Genomic DNA, 19,548 nt, shown 5'->3' with positions numbered 1-19,548 from the left:
CCGGTACTATTGCATTGCAAACTCAATGCGCGGTGTTGACCAGGTCATTCAAGTCATGCCGGTAGGCTGCAGGGGTATTACCGGTCCAGTCCTTAAATGCCCTGATAAAGGAATTCACTTCCTGAAATCCCAGGAGGTAAGCAATTTCTACCTGTGAGACAGAGGCGGTACTCAGGTAATGCTGCGCCAGTTGCTGGCGGGTGGCGTTGAGTACGTCCTTGAAACTGGTGGATTCCTCACTCAGTTGCCGCTGCAGGCTACGCTTGCTGAGGGCCAGATGTCTGGCGACAGCCCTCTATCGAATACTCGCCTGCCGGCAAGCCCTCGAGCAATACGGCCCTGACACGTTCACTGATCTTTGCCGTCGCATCCAGTGTAGATAGCCGCTTGCGCAAACCCGGCTCGAAATATCCCACATGGCTTCATTGGCAGTCAGGAAGGGTCTGGCTGCATCCCGGGCAGAAAATGTCAGCCGTATGAGCGCCCCTTTTTTTGGCGGGAGGCCAAAGTATGCGGCATAGTCGTCCAGGTTTGCAGGAACTTCCGGCAGCATCACCTCCAGTGGAATGACACGGTAGCGTGTGCCCAAGCGGATGAGTTGCGTCAGAAAGACCCGTTCTGTCATCGCCAGGCTCTTGGGAATATGGCCTTCATTGCCATAGCATTCCAGCGTTATGACAGTCTTGGCCTGCCCGGCCTGCACGTTCAGTGTCATTGGCCCGACCAGCTTCTTGAATGCAGACAAGCGCTGCATGGCGACATTCAGGTTGGGGCTGCACAAGCTCGCGAAAATCGGTGGGTCAAATGCTTCAACCGAGATGGCCGCGCCAACCAGCAGCGGCAGTGATGCTGCTCCAGCCGAGGCCTCTATGGCTTGCCACAAGCCGAAATACTGGGCTGCCGGCAACTGCGCCAGACGCAACAAGTGATCGGGGTTGAGACCCATGTCGCTGAGCAGCAGTCGCCAGCCAGGCTGGACTGCATATACATATACACATACGCATGCCGCAGGTCATAAACAAAAACCCCCACAAGCAAGCTTGTGGGGGTTTTGTCTTTCAACCTGCCTTGGTACTGGCATCATCAGTGCAAACTGGTGATGCCTGAACTCAGGCCATGCTGTCAGTTACGTCAACATTAGAATGTGTAACGTCCACCGATGTTCCAGTAACGGCCAACTGCGCCGGACTGATGCAGGGATGGGTTGTAGTTGATACGGCCATAAGTCTGGACGTCCAACGGTGCCATCTTGTCGAACAGGTTGGTGATGGATGCTGTGAATTCCAGGTTTTTGGAATATTTCCATTTACCGAACACGTCAACTGTCGTGAAGGAAGCAATACGGCAACCGAGGTAAGGCTTACCATTGGCATCAACGTCGAGGCAGTCACCACCGATTTCATTGGTGTCGCTGATACTGGACACATGGTTGACGTTACCGGACAATGTCCAAGGACCACGTTCCCAACCCAGGCTGACGCTGACTTTAGTACGTGGAGTACCGCCGTCACCAGACAAGTTCACGTCACCGTGAGTACCAGCAAATTCATGCGTAGTACCATCGGCATCAGTTCTCTTGAACTCGTTCATGTAAGTAACAACCATACCAGCATTCAACTTGCCATTGCTGCCCATGTCGTACTTCGCACGCATATCCAGATCCAGACCGGAAGTTTGTGTCTTACCAGCATTCAGGTAAGGCGCTTTCACCATCAGGATAGGACCAACCAGGCCAGGGAAGTTGGTAGTTGGTTCGCCACGGACAATTTGTGCATCTGGATAGCCAGCTGGATTGTTAACAATCGCACCTGGGTCAGAACCGCCAATTTCGCCATCACGAACAATTTTCCACCAGTCCAGAGAGATACTGAAGTTCTTGACTGGTTCTACAACAAAGCCAAGGCTATAGCTCTTGGATGTTTCAGGCTTGATGTTTTTGTTGCCGATTGTGATAGCACCAACTTGTTGTGATGAGCAATCAGCTGGCAATTTAGTTACCGCGCAACGGATAGGATCGCTGGCGATGTTGGTAAATGCAGCTACAGCGGAATCACCATTCTCTGCCGCGCTAGGAGCACGGAAACCTTCAGCATACGTACCACGGAATGCAATGGTATTGGTAGGCGTGAATTTGAAACCAGCTTTAGGTGTAGTGGAGCGGCCATAGTCAGAGTACTTGTCTGAACGGGCAGCCAGTTGGAATTCCAGGGATTTCAATACCGGGATCGCCAATTCTGTGTAGATCGCGCTAACGTTGCGTGAACCTTTGGCAGCAGAGTAACCCAGACCAGCGATGTCATTCGTGTTAGTGAATGGTGTTGCTTCGCTGTTGGTTTCTTCTTTACGGTACTCAGCACCTACCGCAATCGCCAATGGACCGCCTGGCAGTTGTGTCAGTTCACGGGTTGCCTTGAAATCGACAGAAGTGCTCTTCGTCACACCAGAGTTTTTCAACGTTGGAGAAACCAGTGCCAGTACTTCAGGTGTATTGACACGGCCTTGACCAATACGGAAAGTACCATTCGCCACGGCTGCTTTCAAAGCAGATTGACGGTAGTAACCATTTTGAGTCTTGTCTGTTTTGCTTTCAGCATACAGGAAGCCTGCATCATAATCCCACTCAGCAACGGTGCCTTTTACGCCAGCCAGGAAACGGGTAACAGTTGTTTCCAGATCGGCAGTACGTGGACGTGCAGCGTCAATCCAGCGTGGACGTGCGCGCGCATCAGCAAATGGATTGTCTGGATGGCCGATAGGCAGCAACAACTGGTCAGGACCTGTACCAGTATTGTTGACACGTGCATTGACCAGATCGAAACCAGCACCAGTCAGGCCAGATGGTGTAGTCTGTGTTTTTGCCTTGCTATTGAACAAACCGAGTTCTGTGTAAGCTGTAGTTTTGTCATTGATGGCAAAAGTACCGCGTGCGTACAGATTCAGGTTTTGTGTTTCTGGCTGAATAGTCTGGTAGGCAACTGGATCAAACAAGCAACCGCCGCCAGCATTATCCAGGGACGTGCCGCCGACTGGATCCAGGTTTGTAGCAGAGCAAGTACCTGGCAATTGCTGAACGCCACGGCCAGCGATAGTACCGCCAGCAGCATTTACAGGACGCACTGTACCCAGCATATTGCTACCACCGGCATTACCGGAAGTGATGAAGCCACCGCGTTGATCACGGCCACCCCATGGACGTGCATCAGCCTGGCCGATGTAGTCACTGCGGTCTTTTTGCCAGATTTTTTCTTGTTTCTTCGCATCAATCGTCATGAAGACGTTGTACTTGTCTTGTTGCAGATTACCGAAACCGATCGCAGCGGAAGCGCTCAGGTTGCGGCCATCGCCACGGGAAGACTGGCCGATATTGGCGGCAACAGATTGACCAACGTAGTTTTGACGCAGGATCACGTTAACCACGCCAGCGATAGCGTCAGAACCGTAAATCGCGGATGCGCCATCTTTCAGGATCTCGATACGATCAACTGCATCCAGAGGGATAGAGTTCAGATCGACGAAGCTGCGTTGACCGTCATCACCGAAACCATACGGTGCTGTGCGGCGGCCATTGATCAGCACCAGAGTGGAGCTGACGCTCAGACCACGCAGGGAAACACCGGAAGCACTACCAGCGAAACCGTTAGTGAAAGAGCCACTGATACTACCGTTATTGTCGGCAGAGATACTGCGGACCACATCAGCGATAGAAGTTTTGCCTGTTTGTTCGATGTCTTTGCGGCTCAGGATTTGAGTCGTTGCAACACCTTCTGTTTCAGTACGTTTAATACTGGAACCGGTAATTTCAACTTTCTGTACGCCTTCTTGTGCGAAAGTTGGCTGAGCCATCATACCCATGCTCAACAACAAACCACTGGAACAGATCAGTCTTACCGATCTTGAAATTGTTTTTTCTTTTATCACTATTGCGCTCCGTTCTTTATATGTTCTAAACAAAATCCGGCAAAAACCAAACAAACTTTGCCAGATTGCAAAATTACCAAATAATATGGAAATTTTTTTTTACGCGTGGGAAATTCTGAGAAATTACTTTCAAAAAATTTGCCTCAGCATGAGAACATCTAAGAGATTCCATTGTCAATATTGATAGAATGCATGCAGCAAAAAAACAACAATATGGAAATATGACAAGCTACAGACATAGCGCAGCGTCTGCTTTTGACTATGGAAACAGAGGGAAGTTCCACAGAAAGCTGAAATTTTTAAATTAATAGTGATCAATGGAAACATTGCCGCCAAAGAAATATTTTCCGAATATCCCATCCTTTTTGGAATGGGAATAATCAGGGAAAATTTTGCACCAAAATGTATCAAAATAAAACAGTTTGTACCACTGAATAGTTTATTTTGACTATATTTAACTGAAATTCCTGCAACTTTCTCATCTAAACGACTGCTCAATACAGGAAATACAAACAAAAAACCCCGGCGCACCGGGGTTTTTTGTTTGCCTGAGCTACCGGCGAATACGGAAAACTTATTTTGCCGAGGCTTCTGCAGAAGCTGCTGCTGGAGCAGCTGCCTTGACTTCAGGTTCCTTGAACTTGGCACCACCGGCATTGGCCAGATGAACAACGGCACGGGCAACTTCAATATCATCCAGGTCAGGATTACCGCCTTTGGCCGGCATGGCACGCAGGCCACCCAAAGCATTGGCAACTACCTTGTCATAACCCTGGGCAATGCGTGGGCCCCAGGCAGCAGCATCGCCAAATTTCGGAGCGCCAGCGGCACCGCTGTCATGGCATGCAGCGCAAATCGTTTTATAGACGGTTTCGCCAGATTGCAGAGTTTTAGGACCATTGGCATCCTTGAAATTGAAACCCTGGTCAGCCACTGGGGCGATACGGGCAGCAACAGCCTCTGGCGTCAGTGCAGACGAACCTGCGCCGACTTTTTTGTCATTCGATACATACTGTACCAGCAAGACAATGGCGATAATGGGGACCAGGAATCCGGCAAGAACTGCAACGATGAGTTGCTTAGGGGTCTTGATCGCTGATTCGTGTTCGTCGTGCGCGTCGCTCATGGTTTCCTCAATGCAAATAAATTAGATACAGAAAATCTGTTTGCCTATGCTGGCAGGCAAGTTAAACCGCAGATGCCAAAGCTTGGGATTATAGTGCGAAAGCATCGTGTTTGGAATGAAAAGCAGCCTGTACCAGTCAAGATTCGGGAAAATCTGGCTGCTTTAACGACAATTTCCCTGCTTTGATACGCAAGGTCTGGCTCAATTTGGGTTAGAATGTTGCCCTTGCATCACCCTGTATCACTTGTGCATATCCATGCATAATTTACGCGCCAGTAGCTCAGTTGGATAGAGTACAGCCCTCCGAAGGCTGGGGTCGCACGTTCGATTCGTGTCTGGCGCGCCATCATTTCTCTCTCATTTCCCCGCCCTGTACCCGGCATCTTTGCACGTCCCAGTTGCTTTTCTTGATATATTTGTACTAAGCTTGACTGCTTTGGGTTTGAGCCAGGCCTGATTTGGTGGTCTGAACTCCGGCATCGTCCTTACCTGGTATTTACTATGTTCATCATAAAGGTCACTACATGAAATCATCGCGCATGCAACTCAGCAGCTTGAGTCTGTCCCTGGCACTGGCTTTCACTACCCTGGTGCATATCCCGCCCGCCATCGCGGCAGAAAACGCGGCAACGGCCAAAGCCGCGCTGCCAGCAGGAGTGCAGTTTGTGCGTCAGGTTGAGGGCATAGATGAATACCAGTTGGCGAATGGCATGCGTGTCTTGCTGGTACAGGACGCCAGCAAACCAACCACGACCGTTAACATTACCTACCGCGTTGGCTCGCGCCATGAGAATTATGGCGAAACCGGCATGGCGCATTTGCTCGAACATCTGATGTTCAAAGGCAGCAAGGCCCATCCCCGCCTATGGGAAGAAATGTCGCAACGCGGCGTGCAATTCAATGGTACAACCTGGCTGGACCGCACTAATTACTATGAAACCTTTGCGGCCAAGCCTGAAACCCTGGCCTGGGCCATCAGCATGGAAGCTGACCGCATGGTCAATTCCCGCATTTCTGGTGAAGACTTGAAGACAGAATTCTCGGTCGTTCGCAATGAAATGGAAAAGAATGAGAATTCCGGCGTCGGCATCCTCATGCAGCGCATCATGTCAGCCGCCCATCAATGGCATAACTATGGCAAGGACACCATAGGCGCGCGCACTGACGTCGAGAATGTCAATATCCCGCACCTGCAAGCCTTCTGGCGTAAATACTACCAACCTGACAATGCCACCCTGATCGTGGCGGGTGCCTTTGATGCCAAACAGGCGCTGCAATTGATTGCCACCCAGTTTGGCAAAATACCTAAGCCAAAACGTGCGCTGGAAACCACGTATACATTAGACCCTGTGCAGGATGGCGAACGCGATGTCATCGTGCGCCGCGTCGGTGATTCACAAGTGATCGCCGCGCTGTATCACACCGTGCCTGCAGCCCACCCAGATTATGCCGCGACAGAAGCGCTGGCCCTGATCCTCGGTGACACACCGAATGGCCGTCTGTATAAAGCCCTGGTTGAAACCAAGAAAACTGCGGATGTCTTCCCCTGGGCAGCCAATCTCGAAGAACCAGGCTTTTTGATGTTGGGGGCAAACTTGCGTACCGAGCAAAACCTGCCAGAAGCCAAGAAGATCTTGCTGGAAACCATAGAAAGCTTCGACAAGTCACCAGTCACTGAAGCAGAACTGGCAAGGGCAAAAGCCAAGCTGGATTCAGACATTGCCCAGGTCTTCAATGATCCTGAAAAATTTGCAGTATCCCTGTCTGAAAACATCGCCTCTGGCGACTGGCGCTTGTTCTTCCTGTTCCGTGACCGCGTCAAGGCACTTAAAGTGGACGATGTGCAACGCGTTGCCACTACCTGGCTCAAATCCAGCAACCGCACCTCGGGCAGTTTTATTCCTACCGAGAAACCTGACCGCTCTCCAGCGCCTGCCAAGGTTGCAGTGGATGAGCAGATCAAGCAATTCAAACCCGGCGTAGCAATCGCCCAGGCAGAAAACTTTGTCGCCTCTGCCGACAATATCGATAAACGTACTGTGACAGGCGCACTTAGCAATGGCTTGAAGTATGCGCTGTTGCCTAAGACCACACGCGGTAATACTGTCGTGCTGTCCATGCATATCAACCTGGGTGATGAAAATAGTTTGAAGGGCAAAGCCGGTGCCGCCGAGCTGGCTGCGGCCATGCTCAGCCGTGGTACAGAAAAACTGAGTCATCAGCAATTTACCGAAGAACTCGACAAGCTCAAGGCCAAGCTGCAAATCAATGGCAATGCGACAATGGTTAATGTCCAGGTAGAAACCATACGCGACAATCTGCCACGCGTACTGGAACTGGTGCGCGATGCCCTGCGCCAGCCTGCTTTCAATGAAGCTGAATTCACGCAACTGCTGAATTCGCAACTGGCACAACTGGAAGAGTCCCGCAAAGAACCGCAGTCAGTCGCTGTTGATGCCGGTAAAAAAGCCCAAAACATTTATTCCAGCGATGACCCGCGCTACTATCGCAGCATCGATGAACAGATTGCCTACCTGAAAACGGCCAAACTGGCCGATGCCAAGGCATTCTGGAAAGAGTTCTATGGTGCCAATCATCCAGGCCAGGCGCAAATTGCCGTCGTGGGTGAGTTTGATGCCAACAAAGTAAAAGCAGAATTGCAAACTGCCTTTGGCGACTGGAATACGCAGAAAAAATTCACCCGAGTTGCCCGAACTTATCAGGCCACCAAGGCAGATGATAAACAAATCATCACACCGGACAAGGCAAACGCCTTCTTCTATGCTGGCATGCAACTGCCGCTGGGCATCAAGCACCCTGATTATCCTGCGCTGGTTTTGGGTAACTACCTGCTGGGTGGCAGCGCTAACTCACGTATTTTGAACCGTATCCGTCAAAAAGATGGTGTCAGCTATGGTGGTGGTTCTGGTTTCAATGCTTCTGCCCTCGATGAAGTGGCTACTTTTTCCGTAGGCGCTATTTATGCACCGCAAAACCGTGCCAAGCTGGAAACCGGCATACGCGAAGAAATCAACCGGGTACTGACTGAAGGCTACACACAGGCAGAACTGGAAGATGGCAAGAAGAGCCTGATCCAGCAATATCAACTCGAACGCAGCCAGGACGCCGCGCTGGCACCAACACTGGCGAACAATCTCTACCTGGGCCGCAATATGCAATACCGTGCTGAAGTAGAGAAAAAAATACAGGCATTGACCGTGACACAGGTAAAAGAAGCCATGGCCAGACACCTAGGATATGAAAAAACCGTGCGCGTGTTTGCGGGTGATTTTAAATAATCAGTTTTAGTAGTTTTTAAAAAGTGGGCTTGCACGTGATTCTGTGCAAGCCTTTTTTATTAGAACTCATTTCATAAATATGAATGAGATGCGTTTGCCTCATAACACGGACCGGTAACACGTTTGTGGTTGTCAATTGTGGCACTATTTTTAATAAATCCAATGTTGTCTGATACGTGTTATGAGGCGAACCCTTCGGGAACTGACGATTTGGGTGCATTGCTGCGTTGCGTCCTTTGCTAAGGCATGAGCCTTAGCAAAGGCCACACCTTGCACTGCATCCCAAATCGCCTTGTTCGCACTCATCCCTATTTATGAAATGAGTTCTACCCATCCTCACTGCTCATCATGCTCAACACCACCACTGACGCTTACCAGTTGCTGTCAAAACTTGGCGCAACAGAACGCCTGCTTACCCATGTCAAACTGGTCGGTGAAGCGGCAGATTTGCTGATCGCACAATTTGAAGACATGGACCTGACATTCGATGCAAATCTGATACGTCTAGGTGCCGCCATCCATGACGCCGGGAAAATCCTGCATCCCCATGAGCTGGATGGCCCTGGCTCACAGCATGAGCCTGCTGGTGAAAAAATGCTGCTGGAACAAGGCGTGCAGAGTATCGTCGCCCGCTGCTGTGTAACTCACGCACAATGGCAGGGAGAAGGCTTGAGCCTGGAAGAATTAGCCGTCGCTACAGCAGACAAGTTATGGAAGGGCAAGCGCGAGGCTGAGCTCGAAATGAAACTGATACAGGCTATCGCACTACAAAAGCAAGTCGATCACTGGGATATTTTCACCACGCTTGACGACGCATTTGAAACCATAGCCGCTGGGGCAGTGACAGACTGGAACGCAGCAGGTATGTAACTGGCTCTTAACATTGTCCCACCCCGAATTACCGTTCACAAATATCAGAGATCATCAAACAGCATGCCCTGGCTGACTTGTCGCTCATTGCTGACATCGGCCTCTCTGACCAGGGCACTGGCCCTGACGCCTAACAGGCGAAAGCGGTGTTCCAGCGCCACCCGGCGCAGGCATTCCCCGGCCGTCCTGCGTATGACAGCAGGATCAGCCGTTGCAACAGGAATGGTGATGTCACGCGTAGAGATACGAAAATCGGTATAACGAATCTTGATACCAACGGTTTTGCAGCGGTAACCCTTTTTTGTTAAATCCCTCGCCAGGCGCGTGCAGAGATCAGTAAAAATCTCGGTCAATACCGCCCTGTCATGCACGGCATGCAAGTCGCGGTCAAAGGTGGTTTCCCTGCTGATGACCTTGGGCTCTGACTCTGTAGAAATCTCCCTGTCATCAATGCCACGCGCGGCGTTATATAGCCAGCCAGCATAATTACTGCCAAAAGTCGTTTGCAGCAACCCAAGGTCCGCATTGAACAGTTCGCCCACGGTGTTAATACCCAGGCTTGCCAGGCGCTCGGTTGCTTTTGGCCCTATGCCATTCACTTTTTTTACCGGTAAGGGCCATATCCGAGTTGGCACGTCTTCCATATTCAATATGGTAAGACCGTCAGGTTTGTCCAGGTCAGAGCCTATCTTTGCCAACAGCTTGTTAGGAGCGACACAAATTGAGCAGGTCAGACCGGTTGCCTCAGCAACGGCCCGCTTCAGGCTATTTGCCAGTTCGCGCGTTTCTTGCGGATGGTCGCTCAGGTCAATATAGATTTCATCTATGCCGCGATTTTCAATTTTGGGTGCAATCTTGCCGACCGCTTCTTTAAACAGCCGGGAATAATGACGATAGGAATCAAAATCTGTCGGCAGCAAATACACATCCGGTGCCAGCTTTGCTGCTTTCATGATACCCATCGCAGAAAATATACCGAGCGCCCGTGCTGCATAGGTCGAGGTAGTAGCGACACCGCGCCCTACATAGTCTTTGATGCGCGAAAACTCATGCGTGCCATCCCCTTTGGGAATCGGACGATGTGAAGAACCGCCGCCTATGAGTACAGCCTGGCCTTTGAGTTCTGGATAACGCAACAATTCCACAGATGCATAAAAAGCATCCATGTCCAGATGGGCAATCCTGCGTGGTTTAGTATTCATGGCAATCAAGCATTGCCTTGCAATGCATCATGGTCTGCGTCGTGCGACTGATCATTAGCTGCCACTGGGTAGCAAGAACGTCACACTGTATAAACATTTTCAAGAACGGCGCCACTTAAAGAATTAATAAAATGAAAAGCAAGATCAAAAACTGGATTAAAACAGGAACAAGCTATTTTATCCTGAATTGCGCAAATAACTGAACATCCATACAGCAAAACCCGATTTTTCATCAAACAGAGAATTACAGCCACATACTGTTTAAGCTAAGATAGACTCATCCTGCATTTGTCGCTTTTTCCTGCGTTTTCTAATGGATTAATGATGAAAAAACTGCTTTCCCTGCTTTTTGCATTCAGTCTGGTACTGGCTGTCAGCCCGGCCAGTGCTGCCCCACCTCAGGCTTATGATGAAACTGCCGACGCCCAGGCAGCGATCAACAAGGCCCTGGCAGAAGCCAAAAAAGTCGATAAAAAAGTCCTTGTCATCTTTGGTGCCAACTGGTGCAAGGATTGCCTGGAGCTCGACAAATCCATGCATGGCAAGAATGAGCCTCTGCTGGCCACCAAGTTCATCACCGTTAAAGTGAACGTGGGCCAGTTTGACAAGAACAAAGAGCTGGTGGATTTCTATGGCAATCCTACCAAGAAAGGCATACCCGCTGCTGTCTTGCTGAGGCCGGACAATAGCGTACTGTTCGCCTCCAAAGGTGGCGAATTGTCGAATGCACGCAAGATGAGTGAACAGGGCGTGTATGATTTTTTTGACGAAATCACTGCCCTTTACCGCTGAATAGCGTAGACAGATATGGAAAAGACTACCGGACATGTCTGAGTTACCTGCAATGTCAGCCGAGCTTGCACCAGAAGAAACCGAGCTGGCGGCATTGCAACGCAGCCACGCCTTGCTGTCCAATTTCTCGCGCTGCCTGCCGGGCATGTTTTATCAATTCCGCCGCTATCCGGACGCCCGCTTTTGCCTGCCCTATGCCAGTGAAGCGGTAGAAACTTTTTTTGGTGTCAAGGCTGAGCAATTGCGTGAAGATGCCAGCTTCATGTTTGCCAAAATCCATCCCGATGACTTGCCAAAGATGATCGCGGCCGTGCGCAAGTCCTTTGTCGAACTCAGCCCCTGGCACCAGGAATACCGCATCATTGCAGATGGCCAACCCGATCGCTGGGTAGTAGGCGACGCCACACCGGAACGCCTGCCTGATGGCAGTGTACTCTGGCATGGCTTCCTGAGTGACAATACCGAACGCAAACTGACCGAGCAAAGACTGCTGGCCGCAGAGCGCCAGCGCAGCCTGGTCATGAAAGCCTCGAACCAGGGTTTGTATGACATCAACCTGCAAACCGGCGAAGGCAGCTTCAGCCCTGAATATTTGCAGATGCTGGGCTATGAACCTGGCGACTTTAGCCATCCACAACAGTTCTGGGATTATTTCTGGGGTACGGGCGTCCATCCCGATGATGTCGCGAATCTCAAACACGCTTACAAAGCCCATGCAGCGGCACAAGGCGGGGCAGACTATCACGCCGAGTTCAGGCAAAAAAACAAGGCGGGCGAATGGCGCTGGATCATGTCTCTAGGCAGCATTGTTGAGTGGGACAGCAAGGGCAAGCCCTTGCGCATGGTTGGCACCCACATCGATATCACCGAGCGCAAACAGACCGAGGAAATGCTGAGGCAAAACCAGGAGCTGCTCGAGTCCAACAAAAACCGTTATAAGGAACTTGCCAGGGAACTGGAAATCCTCATCACCAATGCCCCGGTGGGCATCATGTTTGTCAGCGATGGTGTCATCGTCAGGGCCAACAAGGCACTGGCAGAGCTATGCCGCTTCCCTGATGCCCAAGCCATGATAGGTGTCAAAACCACTTTCCTGTATCAGGGGCCAGAGGATTATCAAGCCTTCAGTGCCCAGGTCACGCCTGGCTTGCTGGCTGATGAGCTGGTGGAACTTGAATGGCATTTGCGCCGCTTCAATGGCGAATCTTTCACTGGCCGCGTGGCCGGACGTGCCCTGCCGACCGAGAGCTATGTGCGCGGTGCCGTGTGGATGATAGAAGATGTGACTGAACAAAGGGCAACTCTGGACGCCTTGCGCACCAGCGAACAGCGCCTGCAAAGGTTGATGAATTCCAGCCTGATCGGCATTATCCAGGGTAACGAAGCAGGCCAGATACTGGAGGTGAATGATGTATTTACCCAGTTCAGCGGCTATGACAGGGATTACCTGCTGACCCAGGACAGCGCCTGGGCAACCCTGTTGTCACCACAGGATTTGAAGATCTGCCAGCAAGCCTATAAAGACCTGATACATACCGGCACCACCGCCCCTTTCGAAATCATGCTGCTGCAAAGCGGGAATACCGGCGTACCCATCCTGGTCGGTCTCAGCCATCTGGAAAATTCTGAGCGTGGCTGGGTCGCCTTTGCGATGGATATCAGTGACAGGCTGCGCATGAACCGTTTGAAGACGGAATTCATTTCCGTCGTCAGCCATGAATTGCGCACCCCGCTGACTTCGATACGTGGGTCCCTGAGTTTGCTGGAATCCGGCGTCAGCGGCGTCTTGCCCAAACAGGCCGAGCACCTGATACGCATCGCCCACAATAACAGCAAACGCCTGATCACCCTGGTCAATGACATCCTGGACATGGACAAGCTGGCCAGCGGCAAAATGATCTTCCGCTCAGAAGCACTGGACCTCGTTGCACTGGTACAAAATGCGCTGGAACTGCATACATCGTATGCCAGCTCACTCAAGGTCAACCTGGTACTCGACCACCACCCGCAACAAGCCTGGATACTGGCTGACCATGACAGGCTCATGCAAGTCATGGCCAACCTGATTTCCAATGCCGCCAAGTTTTCCCGTGAAGGTGAAACAGTGTTATTGCGTGTGTTTGGCAAAGGCCCGCGTTACCGTGTTGAAGTCCGGGACAGAGGCGTAGGCATCGCCCCGGAATTCCAGGAACACCTGTTCGAACCATTCACCCAGGCCGATGGTACCGACACCCGGCAAAAAGGCGGCACAGGTCTGGGCCTGTCCATCACCAAAGCCATGCTGGAAAAAATGCACGGACAAATCGGCTTTGTCAGCACAGCGGGTCAGGGCTCAACGTTCTGGTTTGAGTTTGATGTGTATCGTTGATTAGATAAGATTATTCAGTCTGAATTCTGAAGGCGTCAGATTTACTGCCCGCTTAAAAGCGCGGCGAAAACTGCGGCTGTCTGAATAATGTAATTGTGCGGCGATGTCGTCCAGGCTCATGTCGGTGTTACGCAAATAATGCCTGGCTTTTTCCATGCGCAGGCTTTCTGCGATCTGGAAGTAAGAGCAGCCTTCACGCGCCAGCAATCTATGCAGGGAACGCTCGCTAATGCCCAATGCGCTCGCCAGTTCCGGCACACTGCGGTAATCACATTGCAGGCTGACCAGTTTGTGCAAAAGGCTTTGCCTGCCTGTCAGGCCGACTGCGGCCAGCTCTGCATCGCAGCGCATTTTGCTGTTGGCGGCGAGGCCAGGGTCAGGGTTGATCAAGAAGGTATCGAGTACCTTGTTGCTGACGATGACACGGCTGACATCGGCACCATAGACGACGGGACATCCAAAGAAACCTTCGGCAACAGAACGACTGGCTTGCCTGTTACCACGCAACTCCACTCTGTCGATGTGCAGGGCCGCGCCACACAGGGCACGGCTGACGTTGATGGCGGTTGCCAGGTGATCTGCATCCAGGAAATCCTGTAACTCGCTATCATCAAACAGGGGTTGCGCTGTCAATACCGATGTGTGTTCACCAGGCTCCAGTTGCAATTGCACCATGGCACCGGCGATCAACTGGTACTCCAGGCCAAAATGCATGGCCTCTGACAATGTCGCTTGTGCCAGCATGCCGCTCGCCATCGCACCGAGTGCTGGCAGGGACTTGCGGGCACCGGATAATATTCCCAGATCTGCGCCACCATGATGCCGTGCCTGCAGCAAACTCTCCCTGGCTTGCGCATAGCTGATGCGTACATCCTCAGGCGGGCGGCCTTCTGCATTGAGGCCCAGCGCCGGGAACATGTCCTGCAAACGCCAGTCACGCTCACGGCCTATCGCCAGCAGACCCGAAAACGGGTGAGCCGGAAATACTGCGTCCTGTACTGAGAGCACTTTGTTGTTCATCTGCGCATTCGCTGCAAGCTGGCAGGATTTGTCCTTACGTTCTGGAGTCTGAAGATTTAATATCCTAAGCTACACCGGAACTCAGATTTCGGCAATATAGTGTGAACCACAATAATATTAAGAGACAATATGACAACTACTACACCCGACTACATCGTCGTCGGTGGCGGCTCCGGCGCTTGTGCCGTGGCTGGCCGCCTGACGGAAGACCCGAATCTGCATGTGACCATCCTCGAATCCGGTGGCAAGGGGGATAGCTGGGTAGTCAATACCCCGACGGGTGTAGTGGCGATGCTGCCGACCAAGTTGAATAACTGGGCCTTTGAAACCGTGCCACAACCCGGCCTGAATGGCAGGCGTGGTTACCAGCCACGCGGCAAGATGCTTGGTGGCTCGTCGGGCATCAATGCCATGGTGTATATCCGTGGTCACAAGCAGGATTATGACCAGTGGGCAGCGCTCGGCAATACTGGCTGGTCTTATGATGAAGTCTTGCCCTACTTCAAAAAATCAGAAAACAATGAAACCCATGGCGGCCATTACCATGGTCAGTCTGGCCCGCTGCATGTCAGTGAACTGCGCAGCGATAATCCCTACCAGCAAATTTATCTCGAAGCGGCCCGCCAGGCTGGCTTCAATATCAATACGGATTTCAACGGTGAAGAGCAGGAAGGCGTGGGCATCTACCAGGTCACCCAGCATAATGGGGAACGTTGGACTGCGGCACGTGGCTACCTGCATCCGCACATGGGCAAGCGCAGTAATCTGCAAGTGGAAACCGGCTGCCATGTGACGCGCATATTGTTTGAAGGAAAACGTGCCGTTGGTGTGGAATACCGGCAAGGCGGACAGACCAAGACCCTGAAGGCAGGCAAGGAAGTCTTGCTGGCGGCAGGTGCTTTCCAGACGCCACAATTGCTGATGCTGTCTGGCGTGGGTGATGGCAAGTCCTTGCAAGCGCTGGGGATACCCGTGGTACATGACTTGCCTGGCGTCGGCCAGAATTTGCAGGATCACCCGGATTTCGTTTTTAAATACCGCGCCAAAAGCCTGGACTTGCTCGGTGTATCCGCTGGCGGCAGCCTGCGTATGGTGAAAGAGTTCCGCCGCTATCAAAGCCAACGACGTGGCTTGCTGACTTCAAACGGAGCTGAAGGCGGTGGCTTTTTGAAGACTGATCCCAGTCTGAGCGCGCCTGACATACAACTGCATTTTGTGCTCGCCATGCTGGATGACCATGCACGCAAATTGCATCTGGGTCATGGCTATTCCTGTCATATGTGCCTGTTACGCCCTAAGAGTGTCGGTGAAGTGACGCTAGACAGCAAAGACCCCATGGCTGCGCCGCTGATCAACCCACGCTTCCTGGAGCATCCGGATGATATAGAAAACATGGTCAAGGGCTTTAAACTGACGCGCAAACTCATGGATGCACCGGCTCTGGTAGCAGCCCGCACCAGTGACTTCCAGACGGCGAATGTGCATACTGATGATGAGATACGTGCAGTCCTTCGCCAGACCAGCGATACCGTGTATCACCCCATAGGCACTTGCAAGATGGGTGTGGATGCGATGGCCGTGGTCGATCCGCAATTGCGCGTACATGGCATGACAGGTTTGCGCGTCGTTGATGCGTCCATCATGCCCACCCTGATCGGCGGCAATACCAATGCCCCTACCATGATGATAGGGGAAAAGGCGGCGGATATGATCAGGGCTGCCTTGTAGTCAAAAAAGGCAGGCTATTTATTTGCAGCCGTTGCTGTAGTTGCCAGGCTGGGCGCGGGCAGGGCTGGTCTGGCCTGCTCAAAGGCATAGCCCATGTTCAGCAATTTTGCTTCTGACCAGGCACCGGCAAACAGTGACAAGCCAACCGGCAAACCCCTGACTGTCCCCATGGGTACGGTCAGGTGTGGGTAACCGGCGATTGCTGCCGGGCTGCTGGCACTGCCTTCGAGCACGTCACCGGCCTTGTAGTCGATGAGCCAGGCGGTACCGGTCGTTGGCGCAATCAGGGCATCGAGCTTGTATTTTTTGAGTACGGCATCTATGCCCTGCTTGCCAGCGCGCAGCTTGATGCGGGCACTGGCCTGGCGATAGGCGGCATCACTGAGCTTGCCTTTGGCTTGAGCCTGCTCCATCAGTTCCTGCGCGAAATAGGGCATTACGGTGTCTGCATGTTGTTTATTGAAGGCAATTACGTCTTCCATGCTGCGAGTTTTGACGGTGGCTGGGGTTTTAGCCAGGTAGGCGTTCAGGTCTGCCTTGAATTCATACAGCAAGACCGTCAATTCATCTTTATCCAGTTCTTCGAGATAAGGCAGGTCTATCTGATCTACGACGGTAGCGCCTTGCGCAATCAGGGTGACCAGGGTCTGGTCGAACAACATCTTGGTCGCGGTGTCATAACCATCTACCAGTTTGCGTACTATGCCCAGGCGCTTGCCTTGCAAGGCGCTGGTGTGCAAGCCTGCGGTATAGTCCTTGCTGCGGTGGCGGTTGGCAGCGCGGGTGGCCGGGTCTTGCGCATCGCTGCCAGCCATGACATTCAATAACATCGCCGCATCGCGCACGTTCAGGGTCATGGGGCCAGCCGTATCCTGGCTATGGCTGAGCGGGACGATGCCGGTGCGGCTGACCAGGCCTATGGTGGGTTTCAAACCGACCAGACCATTCACCGATGCCGGGCAAACGATGGAACCATCGGTTTCTGTACCGATGGCAGCAGGGATCAAACGCGCAGCTACCGCAGCACCTGAACCAGCGCTGGAACCGCAGGGGCTACGCTCAGGTGCATAGGGGTTGCGGGTTTGTCCGCCGGCACTGCTCCAGCCACTGGTTGATTGGGATGAACGCAGATTCGCCCATTCACTGAGATTGGCCTTGCCAAGAATGATGGCTCCGGCGGCGCGCAAACGGGCTACCACAGGTGCATCCTGCACTGCCAGATTGTCTGCCAGCGCCAGTGAACCGGCGGTGGTCACCATGCCGCGCGCGGCGATATTATCTTTCAAAAGCAAGGGCAAACCCGCCAGGCTGCCACGTGGTGTTTTTTGCAGATCTACTGCCAATGCGTCTGCCCGGGCTTGCGGATTACGTGTGGTCACCGCCTGTATGCCCTGGTTATATATTTGTATGCGCGCATCATAGCTATCAAAAATCTGCTGTGCCGTGGTTTTACCGGCCTGCAAATCTTGCGCCAGTTCATGCAGGGTCTCGCTGGCAAAGACTTGCTGACCATATAGCAGGGGCAGAGCAGCAAGCAGGCTGAGACTGAACTTTGGTTTGCAAAAATAGATGCTCATGAAAAATATCTCTTACGTCTCATTGATCAGAATGGTATGACTTGCTTGCTCAGGGCAACGCTGATGATATAAGCAAAAACCAGGACGGCAGCGATGAAAGCAGCAGTGCGTATGGCGGGTGTCTTGCCACGTTTCAAGGCGACTGTGCCAAGAACGATATACAGTATCAGGGCAAATAATTTTGCGGTCAGCCAGTTTTGCTGGAAGGGATATTGCCCGCTCAATACTGCCAGCGTCAGGGCGCTGGCCAGCAAGAGCGTATCTATCACATGCGGCAACACTTTTACCCAGCGCTTATCCAGCATCGCAGAGTCACGCATTTTCCAGATGCCGCGTAGCAGGAACAAGCTGCCGCTCAATCCCACACAAGTCAGATGCAGGTGTTTAATGGCGAGATAGTTGATGGACATGGTGGGTCTGGTTTCCGTGGTAGATTTTTGTGTCTGCCATACTAACCGAAAGCCAGCTTTTTTTGTCGTGTCAGGACGTATGCAAAACCGCCTCAACCGCGTTGCAGCTCCTAGCCGTACTAAAGTACTGTCGTCGTCGCTGCGGTGTAGTTGGAGTTTCATACAGCATGCTGTATGCCAACGAAACGAACCGCCCTTGCAAGGGCGGTTTCCTAAATGCGTTAGCCTCGTTGGGACAATTTTGCATAAGTCCTGTATTGGAAGATGGCAAACTCATACCATTTGCGCAACTATCCATTACACTGATGCATGTCAACATTTACTGAAAGAAAACCTGCATGAATTTCCTCAGCCTCACATCCCAAGACGGTGCCACCGCAAAAATTGCCAGCCAGGGCGCGCATCTGTGTTCCTGGATACCTGCGGGCGGGGTTGAGCAATTATTCATGAGCCAGACCTCGGCCTTTCAGGATGGTGTCGCCATCCGTGGTGGTGTGCCGGTGGTGTTCCCGCAGTTTTCCAATCAAGGTACTTTACCCAAGCATGGTTTTGCCCGCACTTCTGAATGGAAGCTCTTGCAGTCTGGCTTGCTGGAAAGCGGTGCGGCCCAGGCCGTCTATGAGCTCAAAGAAAACATCGCCCGACTGACTATCTGGCCTTATGTCTTTCGCGCAGAATTGCGGGTCAGCATACTGGGCAATAGCCTGCAAATCGTGTTGGACATACACAACACGGGCGACACCAATTTCAGCTTCAGCACGGCTCTGCATACCTACCTGGCGGTGCAGGACATTGCGGATGTCAGCCTGCATGGCCTGCAGGGTCTGTATTACCGCGATACCGTTACAGGGGCAGATCATTGCCTGGAAGCGGAGCCCAGCCTGCACATCACCCGCGAAACCGACCGCATCTATGGTCAGGTCCCGGCCCAGCTTGAATTGCGTCAGCCACAACAAAGCACCCTTATACGCAGCAGCGGTTTTGCTGATGCCGTGGTCTGGAATCCCGGTGCAGGCGCTGCCAAGATCAATGACCTGCATGCTGGCGGTGAAAACAATATGCTGTGTGTGGAGGCAGCGACGATATTACGCCCCATCATGCTGGCACCAGGTGATAGCTGGAGTGGCAGCCAGACGCTGGAAGTGAAGTCCACGCACAATCCAGCACACAATTGACAAATGACTATATTTAACACATAGTTACAATTCGACTAGTGTAGAGTCATTTAGTGCTGGTCG

14 protein-coding genes and 1 tRNA gene are annotated in these 19,548 nt (G+C 52.2%); 7 read left to right on the top strand and 8 right to left on the bottom strand.

What is annotated here, in order from left to right:
• Positions 1–22: 22 nt before the first annotated feature.
• The 4 genes from UNDKW_RS31250 to UNDKW_RS28700 form a co-directional block, all read right to left on the bottom strand.
• Positions 23–277: a helix-turn-helix transcriptional regulator gene (locus UNDKW_RS31250; RefSeq protein ID WP_197893232.1), complete on the bottom strand. Its 255-nt coding sequence runs from the start codon at positions 275–277 to the stop codon at positions 23–25.
• Positions 278–295: 18 nt separating this feature from the next.
• A complete protein-coding gene (locus UNDKW_RS28710) occupies positions 296–946 on the bottom strand; it encodes an AraC family transcriptional regulator ligand-binding domain-containing protein (RefSeq protein ID WP_197893045.1) in 651 nt (216 codons plus the stop codon).
• 191 nt (positions 947–1,137) lie between these two features.
• On the bottom strand, positions 1,138–3,918 hold the full coding sequence (locus UNDKW_RS28705; protein WP_232063159.1) for a TonB-dependent receptor: 2,781 nt from the start codon (positions 3,916–3,918) through the stop codon (positions 1,138–1,140).
• 574 nt (positions 3,919–4,492) lie between these two features.
• Positions 4,493–5,044 (bottom strand): cytochrome c5 family protein, encoded by a 552-nt coding sequence (locus tag UNDKW_RS28700; RefSeq protein WP_162061565.1) that lies wholly within the window; start codon positions 5,042–5,044, stop codon positions 4,493–4,495.
• Between the two features lie 269 nt (positions 5,045–5,313).
• Here UNDKW_RS28700 and UNDKW_RS28695 point away from each other — a divergent pair.
• The 3 genes from UNDKW_RS28695 (at position 5,314) to UNDKW_RS28685 (ending at position 9,213) form a co-directional block, all read left to right on the top strand.
• Positions 5,314–5,390 (top strand) — tRNA-Arg (locus UNDKW_RS28695).
• A gap of 178 nt (positions 5,391–5,568) precedes the next feature.
• Complete coding sequence (locus UNDKW_RS28690; RefSeq protein WP_162061564.1) at positions 5,569–8,343, top strand: pitrilysin family protein; 2,775 nt, start codon at positions 5,569–5,571, stop codon at positions 8,341–8,343.
• 348 nt (positions 8,344–8,691) lie between these two features.
• Positions 8,692–9,213 (top strand): HD domain-containing protein, encoded by a 522-nt coding sequence (locus tag UNDKW_RS28685; RefSeq protein WP_162061563.1) that lies wholly within the window; start codon positions 8,692–8,694, stop codon positions 9,211–9,213.
• Positions 9,214–9,257: 44 nt separating this feature from the next.
• Here the strand turns inward: UNDKW_RS28685 and UNDKW_RS28680 are convergent, their stop codons facing one another.
• Positions 9,258–10,415 carry a DNA polymerase IV gene (locus UNDKW_RS28680; protein ID WP_162061562.1) on the bottom strand — a complete coding sequence of 386 codons (1,158 nt, stop codon included), beginning with the start codon at positions 10,413–10,415 and terminating at the stop codon, positions 9,258–9,260.
• Positions 10,416–10,739: 324 nt separating this feature from the next.
• Here UNDKW_RS28680 and UNDKW_RS28675 point away from each other — a divergent pair, with 324 nt between their 5' ends.
• Together UNDKW_RS28675 and UNDKW_RS28670 are read left to right on the top strand one after the other, a co-directional pair.
• A complete protein-coding gene (locus UNDKW_RS28675; RefSeq protein WP_162061561.1) occupies positions 10,740–11,207 on the top strand; it encodes a thioredoxin family protein in 468 nt (155 codons plus the stop codon).
• Between the two features lie 34 nt (positions 11,208–11,241).
• Positions 11,242–13,575, top strand: coding sequence for a PAS domain-containing sensor histidine kinase (locus UNDKW_RS28670; protein WP_162061560.1), 2,334 nt, complete (start codon positions 11,242–11,244; stop codon positions 13,573–13,575).
• On the opposite strand, the gene UNDKW_RS28665 is transcribed toward UNDKW_RS28670, so the two are convergent.
• On the bottom strand, positions 13,576–14,595 hold the full coding sequence (locus tag UNDKW_RS28665) for an AraC family transcriptional regulator (protein ID WP_162061559.1): 1,020 nt from the start codon (positions 14,593–14,595) through the stop codon (positions 13,576–13,578).
• Between the two features lie 129 nt (positions 14,596–14,724).
• Between UNDKW_RS28665 and UNDKW_RS28660 the strand changes: the two genes are divergently transcribed.
• Positions 14,725–16,323: a GMC family oxidoreductase gene (locus tag UNDKW_RS28660; RefSeq protein WP_162061558.1), complete on the top strand. Its 1,599-nt coding sequence runs from the start codon at positions 14,725–14,727 to the stop codon at positions 16,321–16,323.
• Between the two features lie 14 nt (positions 16,324–16,337).
• On the opposite strand, the gene UNDKW_RS28655 is transcribed toward UNDKW_RS28660, so the two are convergent.
• Both UNDKW_RS28655 and UNDKW_RS28650 read right to left on the bottom strand, forming a co-directional pair.
• A complete protein-coding gene (locus tag UNDKW_RS28655) occupies positions 16,338–17,900 on the bottom strand; it encodes an amidase (RefSeq protein ID WP_162061557.1) in 1,563 nt (520 codons plus the stop codon).
• 26 nt (positions 17,901–17,926) lie between these two features.
• On the bottom strand, positions 17,927–18,310 hold the full coding sequence (locus tag UNDKW_RS28650) for a SirB2 family protein (protein WP_370529064.1): 384 nt from the start codon (positions 18,308–18,310) through the stop codon (positions 17,927–17,929).
• A 338-nt stretch (positions 18,311–18,648) separates the two neighbouring features.
• On the opposite strand from UNDKW_RS28650, the gene UNDKW_RS28645 reads away from it, so the two are divergent.
• On the top strand, positions 18,649–19,485 hold the full coding sequence (locus UNDKW_RS28645; RefSeq protein WP_162061556.1) for a D-hexose-6-phosphate mutarotase: 837 nt from the start codon (positions 18,649–18,651) through the stop codon (positions 19,483–19,485).
• Positions 19,486–19,548 lie beyond the last annotated feature (63 nt).

Source organism: Undibacterium sp. KW1, from assembly GCF_009937955.1.
Classification (GTDB): domain Bacteria; phylum Pseudomonadota; class Gammaproteobacteria; order Burkholderiales; family Burkholderiaceae_D; genus Undibacterium.
This window is presented reverse-complemented; position numbering and strand designations above follow the sequence as displayed.